Source organism: Methylovulum sp. (assembly GCF_028687615.1).
Classification (GTDB): Bacteria; Pseudomonadota; Gammaproteobacteria; order Methylococcales; family Methylomonadaceae; genus Methylovulum.
This window is the reverse complement of record NZ_JAQTZU010000004.1, coordinates 70,508-92,562: the sequence shown is the minus strand read 5'-3', so window position 1 is coordinate 92,562 and position 22,055 is coordinate 70,508. Positions and strand designations below refer to the sequence as shown.

The 22,055-nt window shown below is 46.5% G+C and carries 19 protein-coding genes, 1 other RNA gene and 1 pseudogene; 12 read left to right on the top strand and 9 right to left on the bottom strand.

The features are described 5' to 3' along the window. Window positions 1-209: 209 nt before the first annotated feature. The 7 genes and pseudogenes from PHH59_RS03615 to PHH59_RS03585 all read right to left on the bottom strand — a co-directional run bounded on the left by PHH59_RS03615 (window position 210) and on the right by PHH59_RS03585 (window position 9,684). The gene (locus PHH59_RS03615) at window positions 210-3,206 is read right to left on the bottom strand and encodes a DUF748 domain-containing protein (RefSeq protein ID WP_300011356.1); all 2,997 of its coding nucleotides are present in this window, start codon (window positions 3,204-3,206) and stop codon (window positions 210-212) included. Window positions 3,207-3,627: 421 nt separating this feature from the next. Further along, window positions 3,628-4,336 (bottom strand): annotated as a pseudogene (locus PHH59_RS03610) (hypothetical protein). 149 nt (window positions 4,337-4,485) lie between these two features. Further along, on the bottom strand, window positions 4,486-4,824 hold the full coding sequence (gene glnK / locus PHH59_RS03605; RefSeq protein WP_088620365.1) for a P-II family nitrogen regulator: 339 nt from the start codon (window positions 4,822-4,824) through the stop codon (window positions 4,486-4,488). Window positions 4,825-5,048: 224 nt separating this feature from the next. Then, a complete protein-coding gene (locus PHH59_RS03600) occupies window positions 5,049-6,077 on the bottom strand; it encodes an agmatine/peptidylarginine deiminase (RefSeq protein WP_300011349.1) in 1,029 nt (342 codons plus the stop codon). A gap of 133 nt (window positions 6,078-6,210) precedes the next feature. Next, window positions 6,211-7,908, bottom strand: a complete 1,698-nt coding sequence (gene recN / locus PHH59_RS03595) for a DNA repair protein RecN (RefSeq protein ID WP_300011346.1) — start codon at window positions 7,906-7,908, stop codon at window positions 6,211-6,213. Beyond that, the gene (locus PHH59_RS03590) at window positions 7,902-8,798 is read right to left on the bottom strand and encodes an NAD(+) kinase (RefSeq protein WP_300011570.1); all 897 of its coding nucleotides are present in this window, start codon (window positions 8,796-8,798) and stop codon (window positions 7,902-7,904) included. Before PHH59_RS03590 ends, recN begins: the two co-directional genes overlap by 7 nt. 112 nt (window positions 8,799-8,910) lie before the next feature. Beyond that, a complete protein-coding gene (locus PHH59_RS03585; protein WP_300011343.1) occupies window positions 8,911-9,684 on the bottom strand; it encodes an exodeoxyribonuclease III in 774 nt (257 codons plus the stop codon). Window positions 9,685-9,775: 91 nt separating this feature from the next. Between PHH59_RS03585 and rpmE the strand changes: the two genes are divergently transcribed. Beyond that, window positions 9,776-9,976 (top strand): 50S ribosomal protein L31, encoded by a 201-nt coding sequence (rpmE, locus tag PHH59_RS03580; protein ID WP_083930330.1) that lies wholly within the window; start codon window positions 9,776-9,778, stop codon window positions 9,974-9,976. A 130-nt stretch (window positions 9,977-10,106) separates the two neighbouring features. Here the strand turns inward: rpmE and PHH59_RS03575 are convergent, their stop codons facing one another. Then, on the bottom strand, window positions 10,107-10,742 hold the full coding sequence (locus PHH59_RS03575) for a copper oxidase (RefSeq protein ID WP_300011335.1): 636 nt from the start codon (window positions 10,740-10,742) through the stop codon (window positions 10,107-10,109). 117 nt (window positions 10,743-10,859) lie between these two features. After that, on the bottom strand, window positions 10,860-12,506 hold the full coding sequence (locus tag PHH59_RS03570) for a multicopper oxidase domain-containing protein (RefSeq protein ID WP_300011332.1): 1,647 nt from the start codon (window positions 12,504-12,506) through the stop codon (window positions 10,860-10,862). Window positions 12,507-12,795: 289 nt separating this feature from the next. Between PHH59_RS03570 and ffs the strand changes: the two genes are divergently transcribed. The 11 genes from ffs to nqrF all read left to right on the top strand — a co-directional run bounded on the left by ffs (window position 12,796) and on the right by nqrF (window position 22,017). Then, window positions 12,796-12,892: signal recognition particle sRNA small type (gene ffs / locus PHH59_RS03565), an RNA gene on the top strand. Window positions 12,893-12,929: 37 nt separating this feature from the next. Continuing rightward, entirely contained in the window at window positions 12,930-14,519 is a 1,590-nt protein-coding gene (gene dnaX / locus PHH59_RS03560) for a DNA polymerase III subunit gamma/tau (RefSeq protein WP_300011329.1), read from the top strand. Window positions 14,520-14,537: 18 nt separating this feature from the next. Next, window positions 14,538-14,861 carry a YbaB/EbfC family nucleoid-associated protein gene (locus PHH59_RS03555; protein WP_300011326.1) on the top strand — a complete coding sequence of 108 codons (324 nt, stop codon included), beginning with the start codon at window positions 14,538-14,540 and terminating at the stop codon, window positions 14,859-14,861. 17 nt (window positions 14,862-14,878) lie between these two features. After that, window positions 14,879-15,475, top strand: coding sequence for a recombination mediator RecR (recR, locus tag PHH59_RS03550; protein WP_300011324.1), 597 nt, complete (start codon window positions 14,879-14,881; stop codon window positions 15,473-15,475). Between the two features lie 18 nt (window positions 15,476-15,493). Then, window positions 15,494-15,832: a histidine triad nucleotide-binding protein gene (locus PHH59_RS03545; protein ID WP_300011321.1), complete on the top strand. Its 339-nt coding sequence runs from the start codon at window positions 15,494-15,496 to the stop codon at window positions 15,830-15,832. Window positions 15,833-16,055: 223 nt separating this feature from the next. After that, complete coding sequence (locus tag PHH59_RS03540; protein WP_300011318.1) at window positions 16,056-17,408, top strand: Na(+)-translocating NADH-quinone reductase subunit A; 1,353 nt, start codon at window positions 16,056-16,058, stop codon at window positions 17,406-17,408. Next, window positions 17,408-18,610 (top strand): NADH:ubiquinone reductase (Na(+)-transporting) subunit B, encoded by a 1,203-nt coding sequence (locus PHH59_RS03535; protein ID WP_300011315.1) that lies wholly within the window; start codon window positions 17,408-17,410, stop codon window positions 18,608-18,610. Before PHH59_RS03540 ends, PHH59_RS03535 begins: the two co-directional genes overlap by 1 nt. Beyond that, complete coding sequence (locus PHH59_RS03530) at window positions 18,603-19,499, top strand: Na(+)-translocating NADH-quinone reductase subunit C (RefSeq protein ID WP_300011312.1); 897 nt, start codon at window positions 18,603-18,605, stop codon at window positions 19,497-19,499. The genes PHH59_RS03535 and PHH59_RS03530 overlap by 8 nt, the downstream gene beginning before the upstream one ends. Beyond that, a complete protein-coding gene (locus tag PHH59_RS03525; RefSeq protein WP_300011309.1) occupies window positions 19,496-20,176 on the top strand; it encodes an NADH:ubiquinone reductase (Na(+)-transporting) subunit D in 681 nt (226 codons plus the stop codon). The genes PHH59_RS03530 and PHH59_RS03525 overlap by 4 nt, the downstream gene beginning before the upstream one ends. Then, on the top strand, window positions 20,176-20,784 hold the full coding sequence (gene nqrE / locus PHH59_RS03520; RefSeq protein ID WP_300011306.1) for an NADH:ubiquinone reductase (Na(+)-transporting) subunit E: 609 nt from the start codon (window positions 20,176-20,178) through the stop codon (window positions 20,782-20,784). Before PHH59_RS03525 ends, nqrE begins: the two co-directional genes overlap by 1 nt. A gap of 12 nt (window positions 20,785-20,796) precedes the next feature. Continuing rightward, window positions 20,797-22,017, top strand: coding sequence for an NADH:ubiquinone reductase (Na(+)-transporting) subunit F (gene nqrF / locus PHH59_RS03515; protein WP_300011303.1), 1,221 nt, complete (start codon window positions 20,797-20,799; stop codon window positions 22,015-22,017). The last annotated feature ends 38 nt before the right edge of the window (window positions 22,018-22,055 follow it).

Below are 22,055 nucleotides of genomic sequence, written 5' to 3'. Positions count from 1 at the left end.
TTTGGGTCAGATAGCGGCTATTTTACATGGCGTGGTCTTTAATAAAATAGCGATTCCGATAAAAATGACCTGAAGGCTTATAAATAATTTGGTATGTGATTACTTATAAACTAAATAACAAAGCTTTTATCGATAATTCTAGCTGAAAAATCGCCATTAAACAGGTAAATCGAAAAGAGTGATACGGCCGGGTCATTTTTCGATACGGCTCAATTTACTTTTAATGATAATAAACTGACGATTTCTTTGCTGTTTTTATCGGCATTGACGACTGAATCCAAGATATAAACACGTTCTTGGGCGATTTTGCCTTGTTGCACAAAATACTTGGCGATGGTTTGCGCCCTATTATTTGCCAGTTCTTTTAACCTTTCCTGTTCTGGTTTAATAATATCCTGTAACTTTTGTTTGGCGACCTCATAGAATTGTTGCCCTGTTTTAGGGTTTTTTAATTGCGGAACGCCCAAGAAAGATTTTTCTGCCAATAGCGGAAATTTTTCGATGAACATATCGGCGAGCAAACGCTGGTATTCTTCGTTTGACAATTCGACATATTCAGCGCGTATTTTCCTGCTGGTGTGTTGGTTGATTTCCGCAGCCCGGCGAATTTTCAATTGGTCGTAAAGCGCGTCATCACTGATGGCAGGCCAATCCAATGTCTCCAGTGTTGCGCCTCTAATTTCCAACATCAATTTTGGGCGATTTTGCAAGGCGGCGGCGATTTCATGCAGTTTTACCTGTTGGCTGCTAGCCAATGTCGCGCTGCCCGCTTTAAAATGGACCGTGTTCAAGCTTGCGTCCTCATGGCCTATGAGCGAAGCCAAAACCGTAAAAGGTGAGCTGATGATTTTACTGAGGGAATTGAGCAAGGCATCGGCGATGATGGCGCCGATATTAAACTTTGGATTGTCAAGATTGCCAGAGATTGGCACATCAATTTTTATTTTACCGTTGCTGTCCTTCAATAACGCGACAGCCAGTTTAATGGGCAGGGAAACCGCATCGGGATGTTGGACGCGTTCCCCCAGCTCGAATTGGTCGATTAAAAAATGGTTGGATGCGGTCAGTTTTTTGTCGGCGATTTGATAATCAAGATTTAAAGTCATTTTGCCTTTTTCGACTTTATAGCCGGCGAATTGCACCATATAAGACGAAACCAGCGGCATGGGCAAGCCATTAAAATTGATTTTGGTTTGGTATTCACCCAAATAGGGGGTGATTTTGCCGATAATGTCAACCGGTGCCAAATCGTAGGCGTTCCCCTTTAAATCGACTTGGATTTGGCTGTTCTTGTCTGACGATACACCGCTGGCCCCTCCGTCCAAGCTTTTGATATACGCGGAAAAAGGCAAGATTAGTGAGAGATCGGTAAAGTCTGAAGAGCCGTCGATAATTTTGATTTTGCCCAGTTTGAAATAAGGCTGTTTGGCTGCTGTTTTTTTTCTGGGATTATCCGTCTTCGCTTGGTTATTGCCGGTGATAAGCAAGTTAGAAAAATTGACAGTTTTGTCTTTTCTGATAGTGACCCGCGCATAGGGTTTGTTGATGATCAATTCGGCGGCGGTATAACGCTGGTTCAAGACATCGACCGCCAGATTTTTAAGGGTTAAATCCTCCCATTTGAGGAAGTCTTTATGGACGCGCTGGTCGCGGATCAATAAGTCGTTTACCCTGCTGTTGCCGCTGAATTGCACATCCAATGGTTCGGCTGGTTGTTGTTGCAAGGATAATTCCCCGTCGATATTTAGCATTCCGTCAATCAGATCCAGACGGATAAATTTATCGTAATAAGGTTGGAATTTTTCCAGCTCGATGTTCTTGACCTCGACATTCGCTTTTGCCGCAAATGGTGTCAAAGAGGTGCTCCCTTTCAATGCAATCAGACCGTTTCCATTGACTCCGGCGGTCAGCTCAAAAGGCCAGCGCGTGGCTGGCTGGTTGCTAAAAGCATTTAGTTTCAAATTAACGGGCTTTAGCACCAGTGTTGTTGGCTTGGGTAAGCTACGATCTTCAAAATTGATGGCACATTGGTTTAAGGCAATGTTTTCTATGTTAATTTGCCAGTTTTCTACGGAAGGTGAAGCTGGCACAGGCATTGGGGCACCGGCAACCGGCATCAAGGATTGATAATTGCTTGTGCCGTCGGCATTTAGCCACACGTTTAGATTGGCATTATCCAGTGATGCAGAGCTGGCTTTCAAGATGTGCTTATCGAGGTTGACTTGGACACCGTGCAAAGCCAATGCCGGAAAAAATGCGAGATTTTTTTCCTGATCCGATACACGCAATTCCTTGCCTTCCAGGGAACCCTCATGGATGGCAATATCCAGATGCTTATTGTCATAGCTGATCCGATAAGGCGCTTCAATAGCTAATTTGTTTAATTTGCCCTGTAGTTTATCTTGGAGACGAAGATCGTCGATTTGGATTTTGGCGGTTTTGGCGTCCAGTTGCCAGTTCTGATCGGCAGAATCGAAGCCTAACGCGGTTTCGTGTTTAAAATTGGCAAGTTTAATCGTTTGTCCCGATTGGGTGTATTCAATATCGTGCAAATCAACAGAGGCTTTAGGGATGGACAGGCTGGGTTTGCCATTAACATACCTTATTTGGTAGTCGGCATCTAAGGCATTATCGGCACTGATATTGGCTAGGCCGCTGTTTGGGGCAAAAGTTTTGATAAATTTGGACAGGTTCAGATGCTCTAGTTTGAGATGGCCTTGTGAGGCTAGAGGATTTAGTCCAATGGTGCCCGTCCAGCTTATATGGCCGCCGGATTGGAGTTTGAAGTCGAGTTGGGCGTTGGCGGGTTTGTTGTTCCGGGTGCTAAAATTTTCAAGCCCTAACTGTAAGGATTCCAGTGTTTCTGACCACGCCGGGGTGTTTTTGCCATCGTTCCAAACCAGCTTGCCATCACTTAGAGACAGTTTGACGACGTTTACTGAGAATTTGCCTTGATGATTAGTTTCAGCATCATTTTGATTTTTGAGCAAATCTTGAAAATTGAAATTACCGTCTGCTTGCCTGGCAAGATGCACCACGGGTTTTTGCAGTGATAGCTCATCAATGATCAATGCCGCATCTTGAATGGATTGGACGACGTTAATTTTTATTAATAATTCATCAAAAGCTATAAAATTTTCGGCATTTTTTTCGTGGATGACAAAATCTTTTAAGCCTATTGTCAATGGATCTAACTGTAGCTTCACTGCTGCGATTGTTGCTTTTCTTCCGGTATTCTTCTCGATAAACGCAGTTAATTCGCTGGTTAGCAATGCCGGTAAGCTGTAAATAACCGCTATAACCCCCGCAGCTAGCAGACAAATAGCTATGACTACGGGTTTTCTGGTAAAGAAGACAGGTCGGCTATTCATAAGCGGCGGATTTTTCAGCAGTTATTAATTGCTTCATAAGTGCTTGCATCGAACAGGGAACGCCCCGCCCACGCTTTTTAGCAAGTAATTGTGAACACACATAATCTTGTTGAATGGGTATTACAATCCCATAAGTGCTTACCCGTTCTTTTAGTAAAACAAGCAAGCACTTATGGGATTGTAATATTGTGATTGATTATAAACAAAAAAGGCGGCATCCAAACAGATAAAATGCCGCCTATTTGTCTAAACCAAACTATAAATCGAGATAACCGGTTTCTTCGTGTTCATCAGGGGTGACCCGCAAACCTAGCCAGCTATCGAGCAATTTCAAAATAAGATAGCTGGACAATGCGCTCCAGATGGTGGCGGCTTGTACGCTGAAACCATACCAGCCCACCCACAACATGCCCTCGCCAGTGACGACCAGCGTCATATTGTGTGGCGGCATGGCAGTGGTCGGGAAACCTTTGCGGTTGCCCAGCACCAAAGCCGATACCAATGCGGCACCCCCCGCATTGACATGGATGACGATACCGCCAGCAAAATCCAGAGCACCCATATCTGCCAACCGCCCCCCACATCCAGTGGCAGATCGGCATATAAACCATGATCAGCCATAAGGCGCTAAGCCACAACATCGCCGAAAATTTCATACGTTCGGCAAACGCACCGACTATCAACGCAGGGGTGATGATGGTGAAAGTCATTTGAAACATGAAAAAAACCGTTTCGGGAATGTCGCCGTTCAGCGAGGTGGTGTCCATGCCTGCAACAAACATTTTGGATGCGCCGCCAATAATTTTTTGCAGCCCGCCACCGTTGCTGAAAATAAAGCTGTGGACACCTGCCAGCCACAAAATCGACACCAAACAAGTGATGGCGAAACATTGCATCAATACCGACAAGACATTTTTACTGCGCACCAAACCCGCATAAAATAGCGAAAGGCCTGGGATCGTCATAAACAAGACCAACGCCGTTGACGTTAGCATCCAAGCCGTGTTGGCTTGGTTAATGCCATCCGCCCAAGCCATTTCGGGCAGGAGAAACAAGCCTGTGGGCAGGCTTTTATGATTATTTTTAAAAAATATTGTTGATCCTTGCCGCCATTTTAAATGGCATCCTCACCCGTTTCACCCGTTCTGATACGGATGACTTGTTCAAGGCTGGTCACAAAGATTTTGCCATCACCGATTTTGCCGGTATTGGCGGCTTTGACGATGGCGTCAATGGCTTTTTCCAACACGTCATCGGCCACGGCAATTTCCAATTTGACTTTGGGCAGGAAATCAACCACATACTCAGCCCCCCGATACAATTCGGTGTGGCCTTTTTGCCGTCCAAAGCCTTTAACTTCGGTGGCGGTCACCCCGGCCACGCCAATTTCAGATAAGGCTTCGCGCACATCGTCCATTTTGAACGGTTTAATGATTGCAGTTATTAGTTTCATGTTATCTCCTGATGCTATGTTATTTAAGATAGGATGGCCAGATTAATTGTTTCATAAGTTTTTGCACGATCTCCTATAAAACTAAGGCAAGAATTTATGGGATTGTAATACTTGGCGAATCATAGTGAATTCTTTGGCAACATACAAATCATAGGGGTAATCCGTGGTGATAAAAAACCCTGTGCTAAGGTCAAGACCCCGGAGTTACCTCCCCCTACAAACATTCAATCGTGGATAATTGGGCGGATCACTGGAAACTGCATGGTCATGCAATGCAAACTACCATATTGATGCACCAACGGCCGGCACGGCGTGGCGATTATTTGCCGGTCAGGAAAACACTCCGCAAGTCGTTGCAAGGCGATGATGTCATTCGGGTCGTCATAAACCGGAACCATGACCGCGCCGTTGATAATCAGGAAGTTAGCATAATTGGCCGGCAATTGTTGGTCATCCTCGTCAAAAATTGGTTGCGGCATAGGCAAGGGGATTAACTGGTAGGCTGCATCCGATGCGGTGCGCAAGTCCCGCAATTGCGCTTCCATATTTTTCAGGCCGGCGTAATGCGGGTCAGTTTCGTCGTCGCAACTGGTGTAGGCAATGGTGTCGGCGGTGCAAAACCGCGCCAAGGTGTCGATATGCGCGTCGGTGTCATCACCAGAAAGATTTTTTTGGTCCAACCATAAAACCCGTTCCGCACCGAAAAAATGCCGCAATTGCCGTTCGATGATAGCTTGGTTCGAGCCGGGGTTGCGGTTGGGATTGAGCAGGCATTGCCGCGTGGTCATGATGGCGCCGTTGCCATCGCTTTCGATACTGCCGCCTTCCAAAACAAAATTAATGTCCCGATGGGGCACATCTTGGAACAATCCTTTTTCGAGCAAGGCATGGTTCAGCGCATTGTCAAGTGTATGCGGGTATTTTTCGCCCCAGCCATTAAATATGAAATTAAGCAAATTCATGGTTCCATCTTGTTCCACGGTCAAAAATACCGTGTCACGCACCCATATATCGTTGGTTTGCGCGTGGACAAAATGGATATTGGCAGTGTCCGCAAGCAAACGTCTAATCTGTTGTTCGTGGGCTGGATCACGGCAAACGATAATCAGGGTTTGGTAATGGCTAATCGTTTTGGCGATAAAAGCGTATGACTGTTCGACGGCTGCCAAACGGTTACTGAAGTCACCCGTTTCATGGGGCCAAGCGATTAAGACGGCGGATTGTTTTTCCCATTCGGCTGGAAAGCGTGTCATTGATACTCCTCGATTAATTTAAAATACCCAATTTTTCCGGGGATTTGACGGAACTTTTAGGATGGTGCCATCGTGAAAACAACCGTCCGATAACGGGGCGGTTAAGCTACCTGCTGTAGTTAGTGGGCGTATGTCATCCTTCCGATGTGGATGGGTGTGGATTGAAACCTGTGGTTAGCATTTCTTGGGCGTGCGCCAGTGTATTGGCGGTGATATTGACTCCGCCCAACATTCTGGCAATTTCGTTGACGCGCTCTTCCCCGTCCAACAAACGGACGGTGGAAGCCGTGATGTCGGTTTGGTGGTTTTTGAAAACAAACAAATGCTGGTGGGCTTGTGCGGCGACTTGCGGCAAATGGGTGACGCACATCACTTGGCGGTTATGGCTCAAGCGGCGCAATTTTTGCCCGACGATTTCGGCAATGCCGCCGCCGATGCCGGAATCGACTTCGTCAAAAATCATGGTCGGTGTGGTTTTGTCGTTGGCGGTAGTGACTTGGATTGCCAAGCTGATGCGTGACAATTCGCCGCCCGATGCCACTTTTGCCAGGGATTTGGGCGGTAGGCCCGGATTGGATGCGACCAGAAATTCGATTTTGTCCATGCCGTTGAGCTTGGGTATATCGCTGCTTTGTTGGCTGATTGACACCAAAAACTCGCCATTGGGCATACCCAATTCTTTAATCACGGCGGAGATTTGCTGTTGCAGTTCGATGCCGCGTTCCTGCCGCCGCTGGGAGAGTTGTGCGGCAAGCTGGTGGTATTGGGCAAATAACTGCTCAGCTTGGATTTTTAGGGTTTCGATACGCTCGCTGCTGTGCGTCAGATTGTCGAGCTCGTGTTCCAGTTTGGTCAATTGCGCGGGCAATTCTTCCGGTGCGATATGATGTTTGCGGCTGAGTTGATGGATCACGCCGAGCTGGGTTTCAACAGCATTCAGGCGTAGCGGGTCGGCTTCTTGGGCTTCCAAAAAACGCCGCAATTGCAATGCCGCTTCTTCGGTTTGGATTTTCGCTTCCGCCAACAGGCTTGAAATCTCGTTCAGTTCCGGCGCATAACGGGCAATGTGGGTCAGCTCCGTCAGGCTATGCCCAAGCCTGGAGATGACCGACGCTTGGTCATTTTCGTACAAGGTATCGACCAGACCCTGGCCTATCGTCAAAATTTCGCCCAGATTCGCCAGTTTATCGTGTTCTTCGGTGATGGCTGCGTAATTGAAACTCCCCAATTCCAATTGCTGTAGCTCATCAATTTGATAAGCCAGCATGGCTTCACGCTCGGTTTGATCTGCGGCAGATTTTTGTAAAGCAATCAATTCTTTATTGGTTTTTTGCCAAGCACGGAAGCCGTTGTTCAGCTCGTCCAGCAAGGGCTGGTTTTTCGCGTAAACATCCAGCAAGCGGCGTTGCTCATCACCGTTCAGCAAGGTCAGATGGGCGTGTTGCCCGTGGATTTCCACCAGTTTTCCGCTGAGTTCCTGCAAGGATTGCAAGGTTACGGGGCGGCTGTTGATTGTGGCTTTGGAGCGTCCGTCCTGGTTGATGATGCGGCGGATCAGGCATTGCCCTTCGTCATCCAGCTCATTGTCCAATAACCACTGCTGTGCCAACGGCGCGTCGCTTAAATCAAATTCCAGATTAATTTCCGCGCGTTTGCAATCAGGCCGTACATAACCGGAATCGGCCCTGTCGCCCAAAGCCAGCCCTAAGGCGGTCAATAAAATGGATTTGCCGGCACCGGTTTCGCCAGTCAGCACCGACATGCCTTTGTCTAGGTCAAGGTCGAGCAGTTTGACGACCGCGAGGTCGATAATGGTAAGGTTCACTAACATGTCGGGGATGTGTGGTAGCCACTGCTCCAGTTGAGTTTGTTCCTGAGGATGTAAAAGTAATCATAACCTTCTGGATGCAGGATTCTAATGGGTTTAGGTTCCTGTTTTATTAAAATCTTGTCGCTGATCAACACTTTCGGAATTTCGATGTGGTCGCAAGTCACCAAGGCATTGATTTGCTTAGTTTGACAAAAACTGATTTCAATTTCCGCACTGTCGGCAATCACAATCGGGCGGTTCGACAAGGTATGTGGGTTTAACGGCACCAGCACCAGTGCGTTTAACGAAGGCGATAAAATCGGCCCGCCAGCGGACAGCGAATAAGCCGTTGAGCCTGTCGGTGTGGATATGATCAGGCCATCGGAACGCTGGGAATTTAAAAACACCCCATCGATTTTGGTGATGATTTCAATCATGCTCGGTGTGATCCAGCGATGGACGACCACTTCGTTGACGGCGGTCTCTTCGTGGATGACCTGTCCGTCACGGATAATTTTGGTGCGTAGCAGATAGCGTTTTTCTTCGGTGTAATGGCCTTGCAGGATGCGGTGCAGTTTCTCAGGCAACTGGTCTGGCGAAATGTCCACTAAAAACCCTAGCCGACCCAAGTTGATGCCAATGATAGGAATATCGTAAGCCACCACCGCCCGCACCGCCGATAAAAACGTGCCGTCGCCGCCAACGGCAATGACTAAATCGCAATGTTCCCCTATGGTATCAATTGGACATGCGTTTACCTTGGTATCTTCGATGAATCCAGCACTATCTTGCTCAATAATCACTGTATGTTGGGCTGCTTTCAGATAGCCATAAAGCAAAGTCAAGGTCGCGCCTATGCGTAGGTCGCTGGACTTGCCGATAATGCCAATCGTCTTGAAAGGGATAGGAATCTGCATCTGGAGGAATAACAACAGTTAAAAGCGTTTGATTATACAGAAAAGCGGTTTGGCGGAAGGGGTTTAATGCTTAGGTTTTGATGGTCAGAAATTATGCAAATTTGTTTTATAGCTGGTAATCATAGTCGATAATCAACGGGGCGTGGTCTGAAAAGCGTTCATCTTTATAAATGCCCGCTGTTTGGACTTTATCTTTTAACGATGTGCTGATGATTTGATAATCAATGCGCCAGCCCACGTTTTTTGCCCAAGCCTGCCCACGGTTGGACCACCAGGTGTATTGCCCGGCTTCCTGATTCACCAAGCGGAAGGCGTCGTACCAGCGTCCGCTAGTTAATAAACCGTCCAGCCAAGCGCGTTCTTCGGGCAAAAAACCGGAGTTTTTCTGGTTGCCGCGCCAGTTTTTCAAGTCGATTTCTTTGTGGGCGATGTTCCAGTCACCGCAGATAATGGTGTCGCGCCCGTTTTCTGCGAGGTTTTGCAGGTAAGGTGCCAAACGTGCCATGACATCGAATTTGACGCTTTGCCGTTCTTCACTGGAGGAGCCGGATGGCAGATACAAGGAAACCACGCTGAGATTGCCGAACCGGGCTTCAATAAAACGGCCTTCCGAGTCAAAATCAGGCCAGCCTATTCCCTGGTTGATTGCATCCGGCTGATTTTTGCAATACAACGCCACGCCGCTGTAGCCCTTTTTTTCGGCATCGTGGTAGAAGCAGTAGTAATTTTCGGGATGAAAAATATCGGTTGCAAGTTGATGTAACTGTGCTTTGGTTTCCTGGATACACACCACATCGGCGTTTTGTTGTTGCATCCATGTGAAAAAGCCTTTGCGTTCCGCTGAGCGGATGCCGTTGGTATTTAAGCTTATTATGCGCATAATGTCATTTGCAGGTTGCGGTTTTTAGAGTAAAAACGTATTATAGGTAGTTTTTTCAGGTATAGCCCGTTTGCGGGTAATGTGAAGCGATATGAAACCAGATATTCATCCAAACTATAAACAAATTACCGTAACTTGCGGTTGCGGTAATACTTTTGTCACTGGCTCGGTCATTGCGAAAGACCTGCAAATTGAGGTGTGCTCATCTTGCCATCCTTTTTATACAGGCAAACAACGCGTCGTTGACACCGCTGGCCGCGTTGATAAATTCCGCAAAAAATACGGCAAATAAATCTGCCGTATTTCCGGCGTTGCGCCGGAACTCCAGCCGGATTCAAACAAAAAGCCCGTTTGTAATGAGTTTGACGGGCTTTTTTGTGGGCGTTGGTTTTTGATTGGTGAACAAGATGGCCGCGCATCCTTTAACGCAGTTTTAAAATCAACAAGGGTAAGGCGGAACCCGCCAACACGCACAGCAAAAGGATCGCAAGATTGGTGTGTGTCCAATCGACTGGATAATCATCGGCATTCACCGCCGCGCTGATGCCTGGGATGCTGGGCAAATCGCCATCGCCGCCATCGACTTTCAGTTGCGCTTTCATGCCTTTTTCCATGTGTTGCGGCAGCTCGCAATGCACCAGATAGGTTTTTTTCTGGCTGGGCAGTATCAGCGAGGCTTGCAGTTTTCCCGCGCCATTGAGTTCCAGGTGGAACATGCCGTCGGGGTACAAATACCCTGGCAGGCCGTGGATCATCAATTGGTGGCGGATTTGGTCGTCGTTGATGAAGGTGATGTTGATTTTGGCGCAGGGTTTGACATTCCATTCTTGCTTGTCAAAAGCGAACATTTTGCCGTTGAATTTAGTGGCATATTGCTGTCCGGCATGGATGGTGATGTCGACGGTTTCCGAGAGCTTGGTGCAGTCACGCGGCAATCTGTCGGGGTTGTCGTTCATAATCATGCCTTTTTCATCCATCACCATGCCCGTGTGGTGATGGCCTTCGGCGTTTGCGAGACTTGAGGCGAGCAGCAAGCTAAAAATCAGGATTGATTTCATGGTGTAGTTTGGTTTTGGGTGGTTCATCATGTTTTTACGGCTGTTTGTTATTTAGAAGACCTGTCAGGTTTCTTGTGCCCTAGAGGGTACTAAAACCTGACAGGTCTATTTCTGGACTCATTTACGTTTCAGGGTAAAAACTAAGGCCAGGCCGATCAGCAAACCAGCCGCCAGCCCGAATAAAATAATTTGCCAATAGGTCGGGACAATCAGCCCAGCATCGCCCAGCAAGTGTTTAAAATCGCCTTGCGCCCATAATGCTTGTTTTTTGGCGTAATAATCTTTGCTGAACACTTCGTTCAACAAGTCATCGTGCATGGTCGGCATTCCTTGTTCGTCCAGCAAGGGCTTGTAGGCCAAAATCGCCATATTGCCGCCGGGTTCCATGCCGTCGCTAGTCGTACCCGTCGCGACATGGTCGTGGAACATCCATAAACCGGGCCCATAGCTGTTTACGCCGTTGTTTTGGGTGGAAAGCTGCAAATCTATCCGTTGCGCAGGGGCAATGTCGAACACATCGCGGGTGATGCGGGCCGCTTCCGCTTGGTCTACGCCATCATACGCGGTGATAGTGGCTTTGTGGCCGTGAAAATGGATGGCGACGGGCGAGCGTTGCACATTGGCGATACGCAGCTTGACGTTTTCATTGTCGTTGACGGCAATTATGCCGTCGCGTAAGGTGTAAGGGAAAGAATGCCCGTTGAGCAGAAAATAATTTTCAAACGATTCGGTCATGTTGTAATCGCGGCTCATGCGTTGTGCGACCAAACGCGGATCGTTGGCGTTCTGGATGATTTGCGAGAGTTTTTTGTCGATGGATTGGTAGACCAAATCATATTCTTGGCTGTAGGTGTTTTTCACGCCGACAGAAGGATGGCGGACTTGGCCTGCGCCGACGTTAAATGTCTGCACCCAGTTGTTCGGATGGTTTTCTTCGACGACAAATATGCCATGCAAGCCCATCATAAAATGTTGGGCGGTTTGGACGTGGCAGTGATACAGCATTGTCCCCGCATGGCGCGGTTGGATTTCGTAAGTGTGGCTTTTGCCTGGAAACACGGCATGTTCTTCCGTGCCATCGTTATCTTCGCCTTTGGAATTGTGGAAGGCGTGGTCAACCCCGTGCAAATGGATAGTGTGCGGCAGGTAGTGGGTGTTTTCGAGCGTGATAAAAACCTTGTCGCCCTGCTCGACGCGGATAGTGGGGGAGGGCGCGCGTAGCATCGGGATGGCGACCACGGAATTGAAGTTCTTCAAAGCCATGCCGCGTGATTTAGGCGCGTACACCCATAAACCAGGTTGGATACCGGGGGCAATAGGGTAGGTGTTGATGAGGAATTCGCCATCGGGGCTAGCGCCGTTCAGTTCCACCACTTCCAGTTTGATGTGGATTTCATCGGGGTCGCCATCCTTATCGACATCCTCGCCCATGATTAAGGCATCTTGCGCCAGATCAGTCTGCATCAAGGTCATCATCGAGACATTGTTCGTGCCTCTGACCGAGGTTGCCACTTCGTAAGGGTTATCGGGTTCGCAAGCAAGGGCAGGGGCGATGTCCACGCCTTCGATGGTTTGCGCTTGCCGCCATTCAGGATGTTCGTTGGAACAAGGTTTTTCGACGCTGCTGGTTTCTTCGGGGTGGCTGTAAATAGTTGGGGGTGGATTAATCCCGGCGGACGATAGGGTTTTGGGGAACAACTGCACAACGGCGGTAATTAAGGCCATAAGCAATAAGGCCAATAAAACGAGATGTTTTTTAGTCATGACTTGACGTGAATGATAAATATCGGATTTTGCAATTTCTAGGCGATGGTAAGCCCTCAATTTCAAATAAAATGTTCTGTTGTTGCCAACATTTTGCTTGGTAATGTTGAAGATATGATACCACCAGTTAATTGTTTGCTTGGCAGTGATTATGTTTCCCCCTATTTTTTTGTTGTGATGATGTTTTCTTATTGCCAAGCAAAAATTATCAATAATAGCTTGTGTTGTTGATGTTATTCACTCATAATTGTTGGCCTTTAGTCGATACGGCTGAACATAATGGTAATCGTGCCGGTCCTCCCGCAACGATACGCTGTGAACCCCGCCAGGCCCGGAAGGGAGCAACGGTAACAGCAGATTCGTGTGCCGGGATGTGGCTGGTACGGTTACCGCCCAATCAAGCAACATCTTTTCGAGCCTGCAATGAATTACCAGGTTCTCGCCAGAAAATGGCGACCCCATAATTTCACAGAAGTTGTCGGACAAGAACACGTTGTTAAGTCTTTAACCAACGCGCTTCATCACAATCGCCTCCATCACGCCTATTTGTTTACCGGAACTCGTGGAGTAGGCAAAACGACGCTCGCCCGAATTCTTGCCAAAGCCATCAACTGTGAAAATCTCCAGGATTTTAACCCCTGCGGCGTTTGTCCTGTTTGCCGTGAAGTTGATGAAGGACGTTTTTTGGATTTGATCGAAGTTGATGCCGCTTCCCGCACCAAAGTCGAAGATACCCGCGATTTGCTCGACAATGCCCAATACGCACCCAATCATGGCCGTTACAAAATCTATTTGATAGACGAGGTGCACATGTTGTCCGGGCATAGTTTCAATGCCTTGTTAAAGACCTTGGAAGAGCCGCCGCCGCATGTCAAATTCCTATTGGCAACCACCGACCCGCAAAAAATCCCCGTTACTGTCCTGTCCCGTTGTTTGCAATTTAATCTTAAGCGGTTATTGCCGGAACAAATCCTCTCGCAAATGAGCTTTATCTTGGAGCAGGAAAACATCGCCTTTGACACCCCCGCGTTAAAATTGCTCGCCCGCGCCGCCGATGGCAGTATGCGTGATGGTTTGAGCTTGCTGGATCAGGCGATTGTATTTGGCGCAGGGAACGTCATTATTGACGATGTCAGGATGATGCTGGGGACTATTGCCCAGCAGCCTGTGGCTGAAATTTTGCTGGCATTAGCGAAAAACGATGTGCGGGGCATTCTCGATACCATCAAAGAAATTGCTGGTTTAACAACAGATTTCGGTGAAGTGCTGACACAAATGCTGCAAATTTTGCACAGAATTGCCTTGGTCCAGCAATTGCCGGATTCAATCGGGCAAGATTTCGATAATGAAATGATTGCCGAGTTGGTGGCAATGTTTAATCCTGAAGACGTACAATTGTATTATCAAATAGGCCTGTTAGGGCAACGGGATTTGGAATTGGCCCCTGACCAACGTAGTGGTTTTGAAATGGTGGTTTTGCGGATGTTGGCTTTCAGGCCGGTTGCGATTGAATCCGTATCAAGCAAATCACCGCCTGAACGGGTCGGTATTAATGAGGGCCAATATCAAGAAAAGGCGGCCCGGAACTATCAATCCGCTAATGTTGTGACGCTCAGGGAAGCCATTAAAGAAAAATCCCCCGATCAATGGGTGGGGATGATCGCGGCCATGAAGATAGGCGGCATGACCCGGGAACTTGCCAATAATTGTGTGTTAGAAAGCCTGGATGAGCGTATTTGTGTGTTAAGGCTGGATCCTGGCCATAAACATTTGCTGGGTTCTTTGTCGGAAGATAAATTACAAAAAGCAATCCAGGCTTATTGTGGCAAGCCCGTGAAATTAGTTTTTAACAACGAAAAAATAACGGCTGATACCCCCGCCATCCAATTGACAAAGGAACGCGAAGACAAGCAGCAAGCCGCAGTCGATGCGATAAATTCAGATGAAAATGTGTTGGCTTTAAGGGAACGGCTTGATGCCAGGATTCTGTCTGGAACCATAGAGCCAGTGTAGGCAAGAGAGGAGATAAAAATGAAAAATCCATTAGGCAATTTAATGCAGCAAGCGCAAAAGATGCAGGAAGATCTCAAGAAAGCCCAGGAAGAAATTGCCGCTATGCAAGTCCAAGGTGAATCCGGTGGTGGTCTGGTGGTCATAGTCATGACAGGAAAGCGCGAAGCAAGAAAAGTGACGATTGATGATTCACTACTGGGTGAAGACAAAGATATGCTTGAAGATTTGGTTGCTGCGGCAATTAATGATGCGGTCAACAAAGTGGCTAAAATGAAAAAAGAAAAAATGTCCGCGTTGACTGCGGGCATGTCTTTGCCGCCTGGTTTCCAAATGCCTTTTTAGTCTGTCCAAAAAATAGTATGTCCAAAAAAGGCTTGTTGGGCCAGTTAATACAAAGTTTTTGCTGTTTGCCTGGGGTGGGTGCCAAAACCGCCCAGCGCATGGTGTTTTACCTGTTGCAACGTGACCGGCAGGGCGCAAGGCGGCTGGCTGAATCATTGCTGCTTGCCATCGACAATATCAATTACTGCCCCCAATGCCGGACACTGACTGAAGACAATTTATGTTCCATTTGCGCCGATTCCGGGCGTGATCCTGGCTTGGTCTGTATTGTAGAAAATTCGGCTGATGTTTGGGTGGTCGAGCAGACGGCGGTGTTTAAGGGGCTTTATTTTGTCCTGCATGGTCGTTTGTCGCCCTTGGATGGCATAGGGCCAGATGAATTGGGATTGGATTTGTTGCGCCGACAGTTGTCTTCGGGCCTAATCAAAGAGTTGATTTTAGCCACCAATTCGACAGTTGAGGGGGAGGCCACCGCCTTTTTTATTGGCGAATTGGCCCGCAAACACCAAGTTAAAGCCAGTCGGATTGCCCACGGAGTCCCTATGGGTGGTGAACTGGAATTTATTGATAGCGGGACGCTTTCCCATGCGTTTAATGATCGTAAGGTATTTTAAATACAGTAGGATAAATTTATGACTGATTGTCTTTTTTGCAAGATGGTTACAGGAGCCATCAAGCCTGATGTGGTGTTTGAAGATGCCAATGTGTTGGCGTTTAGGGATATAAACCCGCAAGCACCGGTGCATATACTGGTCATTCCCAAACAGCATGTTGCGACGTTGAACGATCTGGACAACCCCGCGCTGGCAGGAGATTTGGTGCTGGCTACCTTGGCGATAGCCAAGCAAGAAGGTTTGGCGGAAGACGGCTATAGGGTCAATATCAATTGCAATAAAAAAGGTGGGCAGGAAGTTTACCATCTGCATCTGCATTTGCTGGGTGGCCGTCAAATGACGTGGCCGCCAGGTTAAACAAGCTAAATCCGATAATTTCGGTATGTTTTTTAATATATTGAAATCAAAATTATTTTTGGGCTTAAAAACATTCAGGCCATGGGTTTGTCTGGTTTTGTAGAGTTGAGAAAACGCTATTTTTGTGATGTAATGAAACCGTTTTACGTCTTAATGCGCCTCCTTGTTCAAAAAACAAAGAGGGTGGTATCGCCGCAACTTGTTGGGAGAGTAGGCTTCAACTATGCAATTTACTATTAAAAAAGGTTTGGATATACCGATTACGGGGGAGCCCAAGCAAGTGATTGAAAATGGTAACCCCATTAAATCAGTCGCTGTTTTGGGAATGGATTATGTAGGTATGAAACCTACCATGATGGTTGGCGAAGGGGACAAGGTAAAATTAGGCCAGATACTTTTTAGCGACAAAAAAAATCCCGGAGTCATTTTTACAGCTCCAGGTGCAGGGATTGTCAAGGCTATCAACCGTGGTGAAAAACGGGTCTTGCAATCTGTGATCATTGAACTGCAAGGTAATGAAGAAATCACGTTTGCAAGCTACCATGAAGCCGAGTTAAATGCCTTAAGCGCCGGGCAAATCAAGGAAAATCTTATTGCTTCTGGTTTGTGGGTTGTATTCCGTACCCGCCCTTATGGCAAAACGCCTGCGATTGACAGCAAACCGAGTTCCATTTTTGTTACGGCAATGGATACCAATCCGTTAGCTGCTGATCCGGCTGTCATCATTAAAGAACGTGCCAATGATTTTACAAACGGTTTGACGGTTATTTCCAAATTGACCGATGGTAAAACCTATGTTTGTAAAGCAACAGGCAGTGATGTTCCTACGGCTAATGCTTCGGTCACTGTCGCTGAATTTTCTGGCCCGCACCCAGCAGGTTTGCCGAGTACGCACATCCATTTTATTGATCCGGTCAATATTGATAAATTTGTTTGGCATTTGGACTACCAAGCCGTCATGGCAATTGGTGCGTTATTCACAACTGGCAAGTTAAATGTTGAACGGGTTGTCTCCCTGGCAGGCCCTACTGTTAAAAATCCACGCTTAGTACGTACCCGTGCAGGGGCCAACACAGATGACTTGGTTGTTTCTGAACTGGATGATGCCGTAGAAAATCGAGTTATTTCAGGTTCTATTTTATACGGTCATCAGGCCAGCGATTGGGCATCTTACCTGGGTTTTTACAGCAATCAGGTTTCAATATTGCAGGAAGGCCGTGCGCGTGAATTGTTTGGCTGGATTGTTCCTGGCAAAGATAAGTATTCTGCATTGAATGTTTACACCTCCAGCGTTGATCGCAAAGACAATCGTAAATTTCCATTGACAACCGATAAAAACGGTAGCAACAGGGCCATTGTTCCTGTTGGTGTTTATGAGGCGGTCATGCCTATGGATATTTTACCTACACCGTTATTGAAATCATTGGTCGTAGGCGATTCAGACCAAGCGCAATTACTGGGTTGTTTGGAGTTGAACGAAGAAGATGTTTCGTTATTTACGTTTGTAGATCCCGGTAAGCATGACTTTGGTCCCGTGCTGAGAGCGAATTTAACTAAAATTGAGAAGGAAGGATAATGTCGGCTAGAGATTTTTTAGATAGCATAGAGCCGCATTTTACAAAGGGCGGTAAATTAGAAAAGTACTACGGTCTTTATGAGATGGTGGACACTTTCATCTACACACCTGCTACTGTAACTCGCGGCACTACGCATGTCCGTGACGGTAATGACCTGAAGCGGACAATGACTTTTGTAGTGATAGCTACATTTTTCTGTGTGTTTATGGCCATGTATAACACTGGTTATCAGGCTAATTTGGCAATGGAAGCCATGGGTTTGGACAAAATTGACAATTGGCGCAATTTGCCCATGATGGTGTTTGGATTTAATTCATACAACCCACTGTCTTGCCTTGTCCATGGCGCATTGTATTTCCTCCCTATTTATATCACTACGCTTGCCGTAGGGGGAATTTGGGAAGTTCTGTTTGCAACCGTACGCGGTCACGAAGTCAATGAAGGCTTTCTGGTTTCTTCAATGCTTTACACGTTGATTATGCCTCCCGATATGCCCTTATGGCAGGTTGCCTTAGGTATCTCTTTCGGTATCGTTATCGGTAAAGAAGTATTTGGTGGAACCGGTAAAAACTTTTTAAACCCGGCATTGACCGGACGGGCATTTTTATATTTCGCCTATCCCGCTTCTATTACAGGTGATTCTGTCTGGGTGGCGGTTGATGGCTTTACCGCAGCAACACCTTTAGGGTTAGCTGCTAATGGTGGTCTTGATGCCGTCCATGCAGCCAATTACACCTGGATGCAAACTTTGTTTGGTTTTGAGCCAGGCTGTCTGGGCGAAACATCAACAATCGCCATACTCATCGGTGCGGCATTCCTGTTATATACCCGGGTTGCCTCTTATCGCATTATGGCGGGTGTGTTTCTAGGTATGGTGGCAACCTCATTGTTGTTCAACACTATTGGCAGCGATACCAATCCCATGTTCGCCCTTCCGTGGTACTGGCATTTGACAATAGGTGGTTTTGCTTTCGGTATGGTTTATATGGCGACTGATCCAGTCAGTGCGGCGATGACTAACACAGGCCGTTGGGTATTTGGCGGATTGGTCGGGGCGATGACGGTATTGATCAGGGTAGTGAACCCGGCATTTCCAGAAGGGATCATGCTGGCGATTCTGTTCTCCAACATGTTCGCGCCCACGATTGATTACTTCGTCATCCAGGCCAATATCAGAAGAAGGATAAAACGCCATGCTTAATAAAGAAACGTTCAACCAGTATTACGAAAAATTTAAAATCTACCGCGATAAAATTCTGGCATTAGGCAATGACAGTTTAGAAAAGACTATCGCAATCGCCTTATCTTTGTGTTTGGTTTGCGCCGTTTTGGTTTCTTTGGCGGCTGTCGCCTTAAAGCCTTTGCAAGTCAATAACAAAGAATTGGACATGAAGCAAAATATCCTAGATGTGGCTGGCTTGCTTGAGGAAGGCGGCGATATTGATGCGGCTTTCGCAGAAAAAATTGAAGCCAAAATCGTCGATCTTGAATCGGGTGATTATGTCGATAGCATTAATGCATCTGAATATGATCAACGCAAAGCGGCCAAAGATCCAGCTCAAAGCGTGACTATCCCCAAAGAAAAAGACATTGCCCACATCAGATTCAAAGCTAAATATGCGAAAGTGTTTTTAGTGAAAGAAAATGGTGCAATTAAGTCAATCATTTTGCCAATAAACGGTTATGGTTTGTGGTCAACGTTGTATGGCTTTTTATCATTGAATCCAGACGGTCAAACCGTACAAAGCATCAATTTTTATGACCAAGCCGAAACTCCTGGACTGGGTGGGGAAGTAGTCAATCCAAATTGGCGTGCCTTATGGAAAGGTAAAAAGGTATACGCTGAAACCGATCAACCATCCATGGAAAAAGGCTTGATTACTGAAGCTGATATTGGTGAGCCTGCATTAAGTGTAGTTAAAGGTGTCGTTGATAACAGCAAACCAGGTTCACAATACCAAGTTGATGGTCTCGCAGGTGCTACCTTAACCAGTACAGGCGTGACTAATTTAATCAGATACTGGACGAGTAAAGAAGGTTTTGCGCCGTATTTGAGTAAAGTAAGAACAGTCAAAGGAGCTAAATCATGAGTGCAGTATTGAATGATGAAACAAAAAAAGTATTAGTTGAGCCTTTGGTGACAAATAACCCCATTACTTTACAAGTTTTGGGTATTTGTTCGGCATTGGCGGTGACTTCACAGATGTCTACTTCGCTGATTATGGCATTGGCCTTAACATTGGTGACCGCATTTTCCAGCGCGGCAATCAGTGCGATAAGAAACCATATCCCAAGCAGTATTCGGATCATTGTGCAAATGACGATTATCGCTTCATTGGTTATTGTCGTAGATCAATTATTGAAAGCATTTGCTTATGATGTCAGCAAACAATTATCAGTGTTCGTTGGCTTGATTATCACCAACTGTATCGTCATGGGACGCGCCGAAGGTTATGCGATGAAAAATCCGCCTTTGGAAAGTTTTATGGACGGTATCGGTAACGGTTTGGGCTATAGCTTGATATTGATTATCGTGGCATTTTTTAGGGAAACCTTGGGCTCCGGTAAATTATTAGGAATGGAAGTCTTCCAGCTAACAAAAGATGGCGGCTGGTATGATCCAAACGGTCTGATGTTGTTGCCACCCAGTGCCTTTTTCATTATCGGCTTGATTATTTGGGCTGTGCGTCAATGGAAGCCTGAACAAGCAGAAAAAGTGGAGTTTAAAATAATGCCGATTGCTCATGGTGAAGGAGGGCATCACTAATGGAAGCTTATATCAGTCTATTTGTAAAAGCCGTATTTATTGAAAATTTGGCACTGTCCTTCTTCTTGGGCATGTGTACTTTTATCGCTGTTTCCAAGAAAATTTCTACAGCAATGGGGTTGGGAATTGCAGTCATGGTTGTACAAGCCATTACTGTCCCGGCAAACAATCTTGTTTATCACACTTTGCTAAAAGAAAATGCTTTGTCATGGCTAGGGATTACTGGCGTAGATTTAAGTTTTTTGGCTTTGTTAAGTTGTATCGGCATGATTGCGGCATTGGTACAGATTTTGGAAATGATTTTGGATAAATTCTTTCCGGCTTTGTATCATGCCTTAGGCGTATTCCTTCCTTTGATCACGGTCAACTGCGCTATCTTAGGTGGTAGCTTATTTATGATTGAGCGTGATTATAGTTTTGGCGAAAGCGTCACTTATGGGGTCGGTAGTGGTTTAGGCTGGGCTTTGGCTATTACCGTCATGGCCGGTGTGCGCGAAAAACTCAAATACAGTGATATACCGGTCGGTTTGCAAGGCCTGGGCATCACTTTTATAACTGCGGGTCTGATGTCACTTGGCTTCATGGCTTTCTCTGGAATCCAACTTTAGGAAGGTATCGTAATGCTGGAAATTTTATTAGGCATTATTATTTTCACGGCTTTCGTGATCGCGCTAGTTTTCATGATCATAGGCGCAAAAAGTAAACTGGTCGCTGAGGGGGATGTTGAGATTCTGATCAATGATGAAAAGAAAATCCATGTGCCTGTCGGATCAAAATTATTAACCGCGTTGGCAGACAATGGCCTGTTCGTCTCATCAGCCTGCGGTGGCGGTGGTACTTGTGGGCAATGCAAAGTGAAAATCAATTCAGGCGGCGGAGAGATATTGCCGACTGAACTAAGCCATATCACCAAACGTGAGGCGGCCGAAGGTGAGCGTCTTTCTTGTCAGGTTTCGGTCAAACACGACATGAACATTGAAGTTGAAGATAGCGTTTTTGGTGTCAAAAAATGGGAATGTACCGTTAAATCTAACCAAAACGTGGCGACTTTCATCAAAGAATTGGTGCTTGAGCTACCAGAGGGCGAAGCCATCAACTACCGTGCTGGTGGTTATATTCAAATCGAATGTCCATCCCATGTGGTGAAGTATAGTGACTTCAATGTAGAAGAGCGTTTCCGTGATGATTGGGATAAATTTAACCTCTGGCGTTATGTGTCAGATGTTAAAGAGCCTGCTTTGCGTGCCTACTCGATGGCTTCATACCCCGAAGAAAAAGAAATCATGTTGAACGTGCGTATTGCCACGCCGCCGCCACGTGCACCTGAAGATGTGCCACCTGGTATCATGTCTTCTTATATTTTCAGTTTGAAGCCAGGCGATAAATGTATTGTTTCAGGTCCTTATGGCGAATTTTATGCCAAGGAAACTGATGCGGAAATGGTGTTTATCGGTGGTGGCGCGGGTATGGCTCCCATGCGTTCACATATTTTCGACCAGTTGCGCCGGTTAAAATCCAAACGTAAGATCACTTTTTGGTACGGTGCCCGAAGCAAACGCGAAATGTTCTATGTTGAAGATTTTGATATGCTGGCCAGAGAAAATGAAAATTTTGAATGGCATGTTGCGTTGTCTGACCCGTTGCCTGATGATAATTGGGATGGTTATACAGGTTTTATTCATAACGTAGTTTATGAAAATTATCTGAAAAACCATCCGGCTCCAGAAGATTGTGAGTTTTATATGTGCGGCCCTCCAATCATGAATAGCTCCGTCATCAAGATGTTGCTGGATAATGGTGTAGAGCCAGAAAACATCATGTTGGACGACTTCGGCGGCTAAACCCCATACAAACCCTCTTCCGGATTTCATCAGATATT